The sequence below is a fragment of the Collinsella aerofaciens genome (genome assembly GCF_015553355.1).
Lineage (GTDB): Bacteria > Actinomycetota > Coriobacteriia > Coriobacteriales > Coriobacteriaceae > Collinsella > Collinsella aerofaciens_V.
The window spans coordinates 77,461-90,778 of the sequence record NZ_JADNGN010000001.1 but is presented as its reverse complement, the minus strand read 5'-3'; the positions used below and the strand labels follow the sequence as shown (position 1 = coordinate 90,778).

The following is a 13,318-nucleotide window of genomic DNA, read 5'->3' as shown; positions in this document are numbered from 1 at the left end:
TCATGTTAATCGTGAGGGAGGAGCTCGATATGGCGTCTGCCGATCGTTCCACGTTGTTTATCAATGCGACCATTCTGGATGGTTCGGAGCATATGGAGCCGCAACCCGATATGGCCGTGGCCGTTGAGCGCGGTGTCATCACGTGGATGGGGCCGAGTGCTGTGGCGCAGGCGCCTGCGGGTGCCGAGGTTATCGACCTGGCGGGTGCGCATCTCATGCCAGGCCTCATCAATATGCATGTGCATCTGTGCGGTTCGGGCAAGCCGGTTTCGGCGGGCGATGCGGGCGCGCTGATGAAGAAGCTCGATAATCCCGTGGGGCGCGCCATCGTGCGCCATATTCTTAAGGGCAGCGCCCAACAACAACTGGCAAGTGGCGTGACCACGGTGCGCGGCGCGGGCGACCCGCTGTTTGCCGATCTTGCCGTGCGCGATGCTATCGATGCCGGCAAGTATCAAGGTCCTCGCCTGGTGGCGCCGGGAACGGGTGTCACGGTGCCGGGCGGCCATGGTGCGGGTTTGTTCGCCCAGGTGGCCAACAGTCCCGCCGAGGCAGCCGAACAGGTGCGCGACCTGTATGCGCGCGGTGCCGACGTCATCAAGCTGTTCGTGACGGGCGGCGTGTTCGACGCTACCGAGGTGGGCGAGCCGGGTGTGCTGCGTATGCCGGTCGAGGTTGCCGCGGCGGCGTGCAAGGCGGCGCACGAGGTGGGCCTGCCGGTTATGGCCCATGTCGAGAGCACCGAAGGCGTGAAGGCTGCGCTTCAGGCCGGCGTCGATACGATCGAGCACGGCGCTCCGTTGACGCCCGAGATCATGGAACTGTACCGTGGCGCCGCGGGCACGCAGCTCGAGGGGCGTGCGCCCAGCGTTACCTGCACTATCAGCCCGGCGCTGCCGTTTGTATTGCTCGACCCGGAAAAGACCCATTCGACCGATACACAAAAGAAGAACGGTGACATCGTGTGCTCGGGCATCATCGAGAGCGCCCGTGCCGCACTGGAAGCTGGCGTTAAGGTGGGCCTTGGCACGGACTCGAGCTGCCCGTTCGTGACGCAGTACGACATGTGGCGTGAGGTGGCCTATTTTGCCAAGTATGTCGGCGTGGGCAACGCCTTCGCGCTGCATACGGCCACGCAGGTCAATGCCGAGCTGCTGGGGCTGGGCGGCGAGACCGGCACAATCGAGTGCGGCAAGGCCGCCGATATCCTGGTGACGCGCGAGAACCCGCTCGATGACCTGTGCGCACTGCGTGATCCGACGCACGTGATGTGTCGCGGTGATCTGGTGCGCAAGCTCAAGGTGAAGCGTATTCCCGAGGTGGACGCCGAGCTCGACGCGATTATGGCCATGCCTGCCGAGGCGTTGGCCGAGGAGCTTGCCCGCGATGGCGTGGCGTAAGCGCGCGATATGGCGATGCGACAAAGGGACAATCCTTTTGTCATAATCAGAAAAAGCCGAGGTCCCAGTGCGAGGCCTCGGCTTTTATTTGTCCCATGGTATGGCAGCTATGAGCGCGTCTCCATCTTGGCATGGCACTTGGGGCAGGTGACGCGGATCTTGCCTTTGCCCTTGGGAACGGAGAGCATCTGGCCGCAGTTGGGGCACTTAAGATAGGCCGTGGTCTTGCGGCCCTTCCACATCTTCTTGGCTGTGCGCTTGGCACGTTCAAAGTCTTCCTTGCTAGTACTGGCTGCGCGCGAGGCGTTGGCCGCTGCAGCTCCGCCGCCCAAGCTAGCTGCAAACTTGCCCAAGCCGGGTACGTTTGCAGTCGCGGCGACAAAGGCCTCGTTCTCCTTGTGACGTGCGTCGATATTTTTGGACAGGCCGCGCAGCACGCCAATCACGATTACGGCGATGGCAATCCAGCTGAGCCACTGGATGCGGGCTATCGATCCGATCATCGCGATGACGATGCCGGCAAAACCCATCACGATGGTGAGTTCATCGGCACCATTGCGACCCTTCATAAAGTCATTCATGCAAATTGCCTTTCGTTCGATATGCTGCACGCCTTTATACCCGATTTAGAGCAAGGGGGACAGGTTAATCTGCACCAATGTGGTGCAAACATACCTGTCCCCGGAATACCAAGACGGTGCAAACGTACCTGTCCCCAATGCCCCAATTACTTGGAGAGTTTGTCGACGACGCGTTCGATTTCGGCGAGTTTGGCGGCTTTGAGGTCTTCGTCGCCCGATTCGATTGCCGAAGTCACGCAGCCCTCGATATGCGCCTTGAGCACGTCGGCGTTAATGCGCGCGAGGAGCGCCTGTGTGGCCATGAGCTGCGTGGAGATATCGACGCAGTAGCGGTCCTCCTCGACCATCCGCAGGATGCCGTCGATCTGACCGCGTGCCGTCTTGAGCATGCGGGTCACCGATTTATGGTCTGCCATCATGGCGGGTCCTCGTTTCTGGTCGGGGGTACGTGCGGGTCGTTATGCGGCGGTCACCGAAAGGGCGTGGAACTTCTCGCCGGCGCCCTCGACAGCGGCGGCGAGCTGCTCGGGGGTCACGGTGTCGGCGCACTCCACCTGGACGGTCTGAGTCTCGTGGTCGGCGTCGGCGTCGGTTACGCCCGCAACGTTGAGCAGCGCGGTCTCGACGGTGGCGTCGCAGTGGCCGCACATAAGGCCGGAAGTCTTAATTGTGAAACGCATGGGTATTCCTCTCTGTTGTGTCGGCTTTCCCAGGCACCCGACCTTGACCTTCAAACCGTCGCTCGCGTACCAAAGTACGCGTCGCTCCTCTTTCAGGTCAATCTCGGGCACTTGGAAAACCCGTTCTAAATGGACTTAATGGTGAGCCTATTTTGCCACTTTAGGCTTAAAGGATTTCAAACGCAGAGCATTGCTTACGACGCAGACACTCGACAGGCTCATGGCCGCGGCGCCAAACATCGGCGAGAGCTGCCAGCCGGTGAGGGGGAAGAACACACCCGCGGCGAGTGGAATGCCGATGCCGTTGTAGAACAGCGCCCAGAACAGATCCTGCTTGATGTTGCGAATCGTGGCGCGCGAAAGCTCGATGGCGTGGGCGACGTCCATGAGGTCGCTGCGCATGAGCACCACGTCGGCGCCCTCCTTGGCGATGTCGGCGCCGGTGCCGATGGCAAGGCCCACATCGGCGCGCGCCAGGGCGGGGGAGTCGTTGATGCCGTCGCCCACCATGGCGACCTTGCTGCCCGCATCCTGCAGTTCGCGCACGTGGCGTTCCTTGTCGGCGGGAAGAACGTCGGCGATAACCTGCTCGCTGGTAAGTCCCACGCGGCGGGCGATGGCCTCGGCCGTCACGCGGTTGTCGCCGGTGAGCATGCGCACATCGACGCCGAGCGAGCGCAACGCGGTAACGGCCTCGGCACTTGTCTCCTTAACCTCGTCGGCCACGGCGACGATACCGGCAAGCTCACCGTTTTTGGCAAAGAACAGCGGCGTCTTGCCCTCGGCAGCAAATCGCTCCGCAAGTCCTGCGGGTACGGTGATACCCAGCTCGCTCATCAGGCGCACGTTGCCGGCTGCGATGACATTCTGCCCCTCGCGTGCCGTGACGCCTCGCCCGGGCACGGCGGCAAAGTCCTCGACCATGCGTGCGACGATTCCGCGCGTCTCGCACTCGGCCATAATCGCCTCGGCCAGTGGGTGTTCGCTCTGGCGTTCCAGCGCGGCGGCCAGCTTGAGCAGCGCCTTTTCGCTCATGGCGGGCGAGCCGTCGGCACGCGTGGCCACCACGATATCGGTCACAGCCGGTTTGCCGCGGGTGACGGTGCCGGTCTTATCGAGCACCACGGTGCCCACGTTGCGCAGATTCTCCAGCGCTTCGGCGCTCTTAAACAGAATGCCCATCTCGGCGCCCTTGCCGGTACCAACCATAATGGCGACGGGCGTGGCCAGGCCCAGCGCGCACGGACAGCTGATCACCAGTACGGCCACGGCGGAGGTGAGCGCCTCGTTTACGCTGCCGGTCAGCGCCATCCACGCCACAAAGGTCACGGCCGAGATCGCAAACACCACGGGCACAAACACGCCGGCGACCTTATCGGCCATGCGGGCGATGGGCGCCTTGGTGGCGTTGGCGTCCTCGACGAGCTGGATGATTTTGGCGAGCGACGTGTCGGCGCCCACGCGCGTGGCGCGGAAGGTAAACGATCCGGTGCGGTTGACCGTGGCGGCGTTGACGGTGTCGCCGGCAGTCTTTTCCACGGGGATGGACTCGCCGGTGAGCGCACTCTCGTCCACGGCCGAGCTACCCTCGAGTACCACGCCGTCGACAGGGATAGACTCGCCGGGGCGCACGCGCAGGACCTGACCGGGCAGAATGGCGTCGACGTCCACAGTGGTCTCGGTGCCGTCATCGGCCACGACGGTCGCGGTCTTGGGTGCCAAGTCGATGAGCGCCTCGATGGCGCCGCCGGTCTTGGATTTGCTGCGCGTCTCGAGGTATTTGCCCACGGTGACGAGCGACAGAATCGTGCCGGCGCTCTCAAAGTACAGGTTGTCCATGCCCGTCATCATGGCCTCGTGGATCTGACCTGCGGCTAGCTGGTCGGCCATGATGAACATGGCGTAGAGCGACCAGGCAATGGAAGCGGTGGCGCCCACGGCGATGAGCGCGTCCATGGTGGGCGCGCCGTGTACGAGCGACTTGAAGCCGTTGATAAAGTACGCGTCGTTGACGTAGACGATGGGGATGAGCAGGACAAGCTCGGTGAGGGCGAGCGTCATGCTGTGGGTGTGGTCGGTGAAGACGCTGGGCAGCGGCCAGCCGAGCATATGTCCCATGCCTATGTAGAACAGCGGAATGAGAAAGATGATTGAGATGATGAGACGGGTGCGCATGGCGGAGGCGGTGGCCTCCAGCTTTTTGGTAGGTGACTCCATATGGGTGGCGCCGGACCTGGCTTGTGCGCTGCCGTTTGGGGCGGTTTCGGTGCCCGTACTGACGGGCGAGGCCGAATAACCCGCGCGGTCGACGGCGGTGCAGATATCGTCGGGGGAGACCTGTGTGGGGTCATAGTCGACCATCATGGAACCGGCGAGCAGGTTGACGGCGACGCTTTGGACGCCGTCGAGCTTGCTGACGGCGCGGTCCACGTGCGCCTGGCAAGCGGCGCATGTCATGCCGCCCACGTCGAACTTATCTTGAGCCATGGCTTCTCCTTTCTGTAATTCGGTGGTGAGAAGGTTTGCCTGCTGATACTATACACCCATACCCCCTGGGGGTGTCCAGTGCAGAAAGAAATGTATGACATTTCGCTACAGATGGGGGTGGCTGCTCAATCGTTGGCAGTTCATGTCAAACATCTCGATCTGTAACAACTAGACCCCGTTTTACCGAGTATTTGTTACAGATCAAGACAAACAGTTGGCGGGAAACTCAATGTCTCAATCTGTAACATCTAGCAGCAAATATGACCTCTAACTGTTACAGATCGAGACAAACCGTCCGCGGTCAACTCAAATGTCTTGATCTGTAACATCTGGGCCGGTTTTTAACCCCTTACTGTTACAGATTGAGATGTTGTCTCGCGGGGTTGGGGTTTGTCTCGTTCTGTAACATCTAGACCTGTATCTGCCGAGCTAGTGTTACAGATCAAGACATTTGCCGGGGAGGGACCCGCCGCGGCAAGGTGCCCGCTGCCTAGATGCAGAACCCGGGGATCACGCAGGTTTGCTTCTTGGGGCTGTCCGCAGGCGTTGCGTACGTAAAGACGTCGCCGTCGTGTCCCACGCGATTTATATAGAGTGTGCCTTCGCTCTCCGATGTGTCGGGACTCACCGTTCGTTCCCACCAACAGATGTCCTTGCCCTTCCACTGGCGAACCAACGTCTCGTTCGTGGAATACGGACTCACTTTAAGCTCGCGGAACAGTTGGTACTCCTTGCCCTCGCCGTTATAGATGTCGGCCAGGTAGTGAAAGTCCTCGGCAAACGAATCGGGCGGTTGCGTACCACACAGCTCGACCATGGCGGGCAGCCAAAGGGTTGCGGACAACTCGCTCAGACACGATGCGCTTCTGGCGGCGCCAACGTTATTCGAGATCTTTTTGACAGACTTGATGAGCGCGCGCAACTCGTTGGGCAGCAGCTTAAGGCCGTCGCTGTCGAGCCATTCCCGCAGCTCGCAATCTGCCCAGCCGGCGCTCGGCGGTTCAGCCGCAGCACCGCGCTCGGCAATGCCGGCATTGAACATAAACGTCAGTCCGGCCTTGCCCGTCCCGTCCAGAAGCTCGTCGTGACGGATGCCCACAAGCTGCGCGCCGACGTGCAGCCCGTTGGCGAGCCTCACGCGCTTGGTGCACGGATAGGGGATATGCCCATCGGCATCGAGCAGATGATAGCGCTTGGCAATCTCGCGTGCCTCGCTACGGGTCCCGGCGGCCTTAATCTTAAGCGAAATCTCCTGCAGCTGAGCCCAAGTGTAGTCGTCAAGAGAGCTGCGGATGCCATTGAGGTAGTCGGGGATGCCAAAGCCACGGGTCGCCGCGCCAATGACGCCGAGCCCCGCAACGACTGCAACGACGCCGCCGATAATAAAGCGACGGCGGGTCATGGCATCGTGACGGGCCTGCTCCAGGATCTCTCGTGCGCGCTCGCCGGCGACGTCGACCTTAAGGTGCGTGCCAGAATCGATATCAATCGCGGCCTCGTCTCCTGCGCCCTCGCGGTCCTCAGATTCTGCAGTGGGGAGGTATGTCGAGAGCACCTCGAGCATCTGCTGCTCGGTAGGGCGATCGCCCTGTTCGACCGAGATGCCTTTCATGATGATCTGGACGAGCGCCTCGTCGTCATTGCATCGCGGCTCGAGCGGTACCGGCCTGGCCTTGGTCTTTATGAGGTAGAACGAGCCGGTTGCCGCGGCACCCGTCGACTTAACATCGAACGGTTTGCGACCGCTGTAGAGCTGGTACAGAATGCTCGAAAGCGCATAGACGTCGATCGCGGGCGAGCGGCGAAGGGCCGCGATGCCTTCGATATCCTGCGTGAGCATCTCGGGCGCGGCGTATGCGGGCGTGGCAAAGCGCCAAATGTCGGCACGTCGGGTGATTGTGTCGTCACCGAGGGCCATGGTCGCGGAGCCCATGTCGATGAGGCAGGGGTCAAAGGAGCAATCGGCGATCTGTTGCTCGAGCGTTCGGCTAGCGGTACGGAACATGATATTGGCAGGCGAAAGGTCGCGATGGACGACCGGATTCACGAGGCCTTGGGTCATCAAGAGCGCGCGAAGCACGGCGTTTCCGACGGCGGCCACCATCTGGGTGGTCAGCCCGCCCGAGGCGTCGTGCGGAAGCAGAGGCAGCGCCTGCTTGAGCGAGGTGCCCTCGACCCACTCCATGAGGATAAGCGGGTCGTCCTCGCACGATCCGTAGCCATAGACGCGCGGAAATCCGCGCAGGTGCGAGACGGTACACAGATGACGGTACTCCTCGAACAGCGCGGCGGTGTTGGCCAGGTGCGCGGCCGATTGCTCGGCGGAGCGGTCGGGGGCTTGGCCGGAAAGGATGGCGTTGTCCTTGAGTAGCTTGACGGCAAAGACCTCGCCGCTCGTGTTGGTCGCGCGCAGTACGTGCCCGATGTTGCCGTTGTTGCGACGGGTCGTTTGAAGAATAAGTGTCATAAACCGACGCTTGGCGTCGTCCTCGGCGCTGGGGTCGACCGCCACGGCGGTGTCGAACGTATCGAGACGGATGAGTTTGTCGCCATAGGCGCTATCGGTAGTATCCATGGCGTTCCTTTGTCTGGCATGGGTTGCCGCGCGTATACGTGGGCAGTGCGGATATCGATAAAGTACTATGATAGCCGCGCTGCCCACGTATACCGCTGAGTATTGTCGTTTACGACGCAGAAGGTAGAAGACGAAAGACGGACGGCGACCGTCTTTCGATCGCCGTCCGCGCTAGTCCACAATGACAAGGAATGTCGTGTAGAGACCCAGATGGAGCCTGTCGCTGTTTTCGATTGCCACCGGGGGATAGATCTTGCCGGGTTCGCGTTGGTCGCGCGGCGGCTCAATCACAATATCGCCGTCGCCCGCGCCCGATTCGAGCACTGTGCCGTTGGTCGACCCAAGGCCCTGGGCGTACCAGTGTCCACCTTCGAGCCAAATGCGGAGATGCTCGCGCGATGCATCAGCGCCCACATCGGTGATGCTGGGCGAGGTTTTGGGCAAGGACCCAATTACCGTGCCGCGCGGATCGCGTGTGAGGGGATGGATTTGCATGTCGGCGCAGTTGTCGGCATGGGTTCTGAGCAGACCGAGGTTGGGGGCGACAGCGCGCGGCTGCTCCAGGCTGCTCATAAAGCCACGTCCGACGGTAGTTTCGGTGGTGCCAAAGTGCCCGCCTGTCTTGCTGTCGCAAAAGCGCTCGACGGTGGCCACGCCTTGGATGGGGTCGGCGAGCGCCCCCGTTGCCACAAAGAGCATAAGGTAAAGCGTACTCTTCTCGCGCACGGCATTGCCGTCAAAGTTGTCGATGTGATTGAGGGCATTTGCATATAGGCGGCTGTCCAGCTTGTAGCTGGCGAGAGCCGACATCATTTCGTTGGCGGCCGGGCCGCGATAGTGCTCGGCGATTGCCTGATAGGCGGACTCGTCGCCGCCGAGCTTGCTGCAGATTGCCGCGGAAAGATTGAGCGTGGTGACGGCAAAGTCGCTGTAGATGGCGGGCGCGCACTGGTCAGGCTCGCGATGGACGATGTAACGGGTGAGATACGAGCGGTTGGAAGAGCATTTCTCGAGCAGGGTACTGCCGAGATAAGAGTTTCCATTGATGAGCATTCGGGCGATCTCGAGATGTTTAAGACCGCCGAACGAGCGAATATCGTTATAGAGGACCGAGCACGGCGTCTCTGCTGCCACGGATACCTCCTTTGATTGCTTCCTAGCCAATAAGGCGATAGGAATTAATGGCCCCCGGTGGGCGACGTATTAAATGGCTGCGCAACATGTAGCGTAACCAAAGCAACATTATAGGCCACATGTCCGAAATTGCAGGAAGACCGAGAGATTTGGTTTGGACTGGACGGAAATCTCCCTCTGTCTTGATCTATAACAATTGGGACCGATTTTACTCGGTAACTGTTACGGATTGAGATGTTTGTGAACCGTGTCGACCGTTTGTCTCGATCTGTAACACGTAGAGGAAGATTTGCCCTGTGGATGTTACAGATTGAGACAATCGCCCCAGATCGGCCCCGTCCGCCTCGTCATCTGTGGTTTACGTGGGGGCATACGGAGTACGGGTATACTAACCGGCGGCGAATCTGCTCCATCGCTTAGAGCTGCTGCGTCTGGACGGCGCGTGATAGGGCTGCCAAAGCGATCGCCAGCGTGCTGAGCAACGTCCTCTCTGTGCGCACCCGTTTTTGTATGTATTAGCGCACTACCAAGCACGCCCGCGCGGCCGCATGCCGTGCCCATTGCGCGTGCAGATAAGGAACAACAACATATGCGTAATTCTGTATCCGATGTCACGGACGCCGAGATCCTGGACGAGACCCGCGAGGCCATGACCCAGGCTGCCTTCGATGCCGCCGACGAGGCCAATGCTGCCCAGGCCGTCGAGTCCGCTACCGAGAGTCTGCCCGCCTTTGACGAGCTGGGACTTTCGGACGAGATGCTTCGTGCCATCGAGAATCTAGGCTACACGGCGCCCACGCCTGTCCAGGCTGGCTCCATCCCCGTGGTGCTCGAAGGCCGCGACCTGCTTGCCGCCGCTCAGACTGGCACCGGCAAGACGGCCGCCTTTTTGCTGCCGACCATGAACAACCTGGAGCACATCGCTCCGCCCAAGCCCGTGCGCGAGCGCGGCGGTCGCAACCGTCGTCGCGGTGCTAAAAAGCCCGAGGGCAACGGCCGTGGCCCTGTGATGCTCGTCATCACCCCCACGCGCGAGCTCGCGCAGCAAATCGACGAGGTCGCGAGCAAAATCGCCGACGTCACCGGTCATGTTGCCGTGACCGTCGTGGGCGGCGTGAGCTACAAGCCCCAGACCGCGGCGCTCAAGTACGGCTGCGACATCCTGGTCGCCACGCCGGGCCGTCTGGTCGATCTGATCGAGCAGGGTGCCTGCCACCTGAACGAGGTCAAGGTGCTGGTGCTCGACGAGGCCGACCGCATGCTCGACATGGGCTTTTTGCCCGCCGTCCGCCGCATTGTGCGCGAGACGCCGGCCGAGCGTCAGACGCTGCTGTTCTCGGCGACCCTCGACGAGGAGGCCGTGGGCGAGATCACCGACCTGGTGAGCGACCCGGCACGCGTGGAGATTGCGCCCGCCACGTCGACCGCCGACACCATCGATCAGTTTGTGTTCCCGGTGTCCATCGAGGCCAAGAACAACCTGCTGCCCGAGTTCCTCAAGAAGGAGGGCCCGGAGCGCACTATCGTCTTTATGCGCACCAAGCACCGCGCCGACAGCTGCTGCCGTCGTCTGGAGCGTAAGGGCATCAAGGCCGCCGCGATCCACGGCAACCGCAGCCAGGCTCAGCGCGAGCGCGCACTTTCGGCCTTCCGCGACGGCACCGTCGACGTACTGGTGGCGACCGATGTTCTCGCCCGCGGCATCGACATTAGCGACGTGCGCTACGTCGTGAACTTTGACGTGCCGGCAGAGCCGACCGACTACATCCACCGCATTGGCCGCACGGGCCGCGCCGGCGAGCTGGGCTGGGCCATTACGTTTGTGACCGAGCAGGACGTCGACGAGTTCTACGAGATCGAGAAGCTCATGGACAAGACGGCCGACATCTACGAGGCCGGCGACCTGCATGTGGGTCCCAACCCGCCCGCGGTTGACCCCGAGCGCGACCCTGCCGCCTTTAAGGTGAAGAAGAAGACCAAGCGTGGCAAGTCCAAGAGCAAGAAGAAGCTTGAACAGGCACGTCGCGACGGCAAGCGCAACGGCGACGATTACGGCGACGTGGCTGGTCGTTCCAACCGCGGTCGCGACGAGCGCCGCGGCGACGGCGAGCGTCCGAGCCGTCCCAAGCGCGGCGGGAAGACCCGCGTGCGCGAGGGCGTTCAGGCTCGCGTGGACGAGGCTGTTGAGAGCGTGGCTCGCGAGGTGGCTGCCGAGGAGCGCGCTGGTGCTGGTGCCGCTGAGCAGCCTGCGCGCGGCAACCGTGCCGAGCGTCGTGCCAAGCAGTTCCAGGGCGAGGCACATCGCCGCCGTCGCGAGGATGAGGATCGCGGTGGCCGTCGTCGTGTCGAGCGCGAGGACGAGGGCCGCGGTTCGCGCGGTGGCAAGCGCGGTTCGGGCGACCGCCGTCGTTCCGGTCGTGATGACGAGCGCGGTGGCCGTGATGAGCGTCGCGGCGGCGAGGGTCGCGGTGAGCGTACTGCCCGTGGCGGTGAGTCCCGTGGCGGCAAGCGCTTTGAAGAGCGCGGTAGCCGCGGCGGCGAGCGTCGCGAGGGCGCTCGCGGCAATGGCGGCCGCGGCGGCGCTGGTCGTTCTAACGAGTCGCGCGATCGTCGTGACCCGCGTGCCAGCCGCGATCGTCGCGATGACTGGCGCAACTACGACGATACCCGCGAAGAGCGTCGCGGCGGCTATCGTGGTGGTCGTGGCGGCAACCAGGCCGGCTCCCGTGGCGGCCGTGCCGGCGGTCGCGATAACCGTGGCAGCTACGGCAACAGCCGTGGCGGCAAGCGCGGTGGCAGCTCCCGTCGCCCCGGCGACGGCGGCGGCAAGCGCAAGTAAGATGCGCATCGCGCGCTAGCGTGAGACAAGCTAAGGGCCCGAGCAAACAACGCTCGGGCCCTTTTGTTTGCCGTGTCCATCGCTAATTCAAACGTGATTTTCTCGGGAATGCATCTGGGGGATGCTGAGGACCTATTTTCCGCCATGCAACAATGAGTCCTATGGGGTGCGCCGTGCATTTTTTGGAGTATTCAGCAGCTCTAGCTGGCTGCATACGATTCGGTATTGCCAATGGCAGCCTTCAGATATCTCCTATGAGCGTTTGAGTTAGATTTCGCCGTTTTTCGAAGCAAAGGTACGTCATTCTCGCTATGTCGGAACCCTAAATGACGCAGCGCCCTACAGTTTTGCCCGCCCGCGGCGGTGCTGGCGCGGTCACGTTGCAGAATACTCCGTTTTTTGCACGGGCCAGGATGGGGTACCTCAGGAGAACGCGGCGGTATCCAGTAAATATATGCAATCTGTACCGGGAATTATGCAAACCGAAAAGGCGGGCAGTATGGGTTGGTGTATCGGGCTGCCTAGCGCACCAAAACGGGGAGCTCCCCCCCATGCGCCGTATACTCTGTCTGAATGTGAAAACGGCTTGACGTGTTGCCTGGCGTAGGGAGAGGGTGCCTCGATGAGCGTATTCGAAATTGTGTTTAGTCCGACGGGCGGAACGCGGAAGGTGTCTGGCCTTGTGGCCGGGGCGCTGGACAAGAATACCGTTACCGTCGATTTGACCGATAGCGGGCTAGATTTCAGCGCTGTCTCGATGACTAAGGACGACGTGGCCGTAATCTCTGCGCCGGCGTATGCCGGTAGAATCCCGGCTGTGGTGGCTGACCGGTTGGGCATGGTGCGCGGCAACGGGGCTCGGACTGTTTTGGTTTGTGTATACGGAAACCGCGCGTTTGAGGACACGCTCGTAGAGCTGGAGGACGTTGCGAAGCGCGCCGGATTTAGGGTGGTTGCAGCGGTTTCTGCTATTGCTGAGCATTCCGTTGCTCGTCAGTTTGCTGCTGGGCGACCGGATGCGCAGGATGCGGCGCAGCTCGCAGAGTTTGCGCAGCAAATTCAGCAAAAGCTGTTGGCTGAGGACGCATCCGAGCCCTCTATTCCCGGCAATCGTCCTTATAAACAAGCTGGAGGTCATCGCATGGCACCCGAGGCAACAGAGGATTGCGCCTCCTGCGGTGCATGCGCCGCGGCGTGCCCCGTTTGTGCTATCGACAAGGGCGACCCCAAGCGAGCAGCTGGCGAGGCGTGCATCTCCTGCATGCGCTGCATCGCCGTATGTCCGCGAGGCGCTCGCAAGCTTGATCCCAACAAGCTATCCGCTGTTTCCCAGATGTTGAGCAAGGTTTGCGTCGTGCGGAAGGAATGCGAGCTCTTCATCTAGCGCATACGAAATTGCTGCAAGGAGTGCCCCTGGGTGCCGGCGGGAAAGGAACGTCCCTAAGTGCCGCCTAAATACCGTTTATCGAAGAAAAAATACCGCTCACCGGTCATGATGACTATTCCGGCTTTGCTGTTGCCTACAATAGCTCCCGTAAAAAGAAATGCGGAAGGTTACCGAGTCCCTCGGACGTGGGCCTAACCAAAGTCTTTGAACGGGTGTGTCTCTATGGATGCATTCG

At 61.6% G+C, this 13,318-nt stretch carries 9 protein-coding genes; 3 read left to right on the top strand and 6 right to left on the bottom strand.

What is annotated here, in order from left to right; genetic code table 11:
• Positions 1 to 2 precede the first annotated feature (2 nt).
• A complete protein-coding gene (locus tag I2D57_RS00325) occupies positions 3 to 1,400 on the top strand; it encodes an amidohydrolase family protein (RefSeq protein ID WP_229055539.1) in 1,398 nt (465 codons plus the stop codon).
• 107 nt (positions 1,401 to 1,507) lie between these two features.
• On the opposite strand, the gene I2D57_RS00320 is transcribed toward I2D57_RS00325, so the two are convergent.
• The 6 genes from I2D57_RS00320 to I2D57_RS10025 all read right to left on the bottom strand — a co-directional run bounded on the left by I2D57_RS00320 (position 1,508) and on the right by I2D57_RS10025 (position 8,857).
• Positions 1,508 to 1,981 (bottom strand): hypothetical protein, encoded by a 474-nt coding sequence (locus I2D57_RS00320; RefSeq protein ID WP_195361093.1) that lies wholly within the window; start codon positions 1,979 to 1,981, stop codon positions 1,508 to 1,510.
• Positions 1,982 to 2,127: 146 nt separating this feature from the next.
• Positions 2,128 to 2,397 carry a metal-sensing transcriptional repressor gene (locus I2D57_RS00315; RefSeq protein ID WP_226812542.1) on the bottom strand — a complete coding sequence of 90 codons (270 nt, stop codon included), beginning with the start codon at positions 2,395 to 2,397 and terminating at the stop codon, positions 2,128 to 2,130.
• Between the two features lie 42 nt (positions 2,398 to 2,439).
• Positions 2,440 to 2,661, bottom strand: a complete 222-nt coding sequence (locus tag I2D57_RS00310; RefSeq protein WP_195234708.1) for a heavy-metal-associated domain-containing protein — start codon at positions 2,659 to 2,661, stop codon at positions 2,440 to 2,442.
• A 147-nt stretch (positions 2,662 to 2,808) separates the two neighbouring features.
• Entirely contained in the window at positions 2,809 to 5,148 is a 2,340-nt protein-coding gene (locus I2D57_RS00305) for a heavy metal translocating P-type ATPase (RefSeq protein WP_195361092.1), read from the bottom strand.
• A gap of 490 nt (positions 5,149 to 5,638) precedes the next feature.
• Complete coding sequence (locus I2D57_RS00300; RefSeq protein WP_195361091.1) at positions 5,639 to 7,723, bottom strand: protein kinase domain-containing protein; 2,085 nt, start codon at positions 7,721 to 7,723, stop codon at positions 5,639 to 5,641.
• A 171-nt stretch (positions 7,724 to 7,894) separates the two neighbouring features.
• Positions 7,895 to 8,857, bottom strand: a complete 963-nt coding sequence (locus I2D57_RS10025) for an FHA domain-containing protein (protein WP_156064620.1) — start codon at positions 8,855 to 8,857, stop codon at positions 7,895 to 7,897.
• A gap of 589 nt (positions 8,858 to 9,446) precedes the next feature.
• On the opposite strand from I2D57_RS10025, the gene I2D57_RS00290 reads away from it, so the two are divergent.
• Positions 9,447 to 11,696 carry a DEAD/DEAH box helicase gene (locus I2D57_RS00290; protein WP_195361090.1) on the top strand — a complete coding sequence of 750 codons (2,250 nt, stop codon included), beginning with the start codon at positions 9,447 to 9,449 and terminating at the stop codon, positions 11,694 to 11,696.
• A 682-nt stretch (positions 11,697 to 12,378) separates the two neighbouring features.
• The gene (locus tag I2D57_RS00285) at positions 12,379 to 13,080 is read left to right on the top strand and encodes a 4Fe-4S dicluster domain-containing protein (RefSeq protein WP_253274640.1); all 702 of its coding nucleotides are present in this window, start codon (positions 12,379 to 12,381) and stop codon (positions 13,078 to 13,080) included.
• Positions 13,081 to 13,318: the final 238 nt, after the last annotated feature.

Bases quoted from the DNA above. Each gene is read 5' to 3' on its own strand.
- I2D57_RS00305 (WP_195361092.1), bottom strand. From the start codon at position 5,148: ATGGCTCAAGATAAGTTCGACGTGGGCGGCATGACATGCGCCGCTTGC.
- I2D57_RS00310 (WP_195234708.1), bottom strand. From the start codon at position 2,661: ATGCGTTTCACAATTAAGACTTCCGGCCTTATGTGCGGCCACTGCGAC.
- I2D57_RS00320 (WP_195361093.1), bottom strand. From the start codon at position 1,981: ATGAATGACTTTATGAAGGGTCGCAATGGTGCCGATGAACTCACCATC.
- I2D57_RS00300 (WP_195361091.1), bottom strand. From the start codon at position 7,723: ATGGATACTACCGATAGCGCCTATGGCGACAAACTCATCCGTCTCGAT.
- I2D57_RS00325 (WP_229055539.1), top strand. From the start codon at position 3: ATGTTAATCGTGAGGGAGGAGCTCGATATGGCGTCTGCCGATCGTTCC.
- I2D57_RS00290 (WP_195361090.1), top strand. From the start codon at position 9,447: ATGCGTAATTCTGTATCCGATGTCACGGACGCCGAGATCCTGGACGAG.
- I2D57_RS00315 (WP_226812542.1), bottom strand. From the start codon at position 2,397: ATGGCAGACCATAAATCGGTGACCCGCATGCTCAAGACGGCACGCGGT.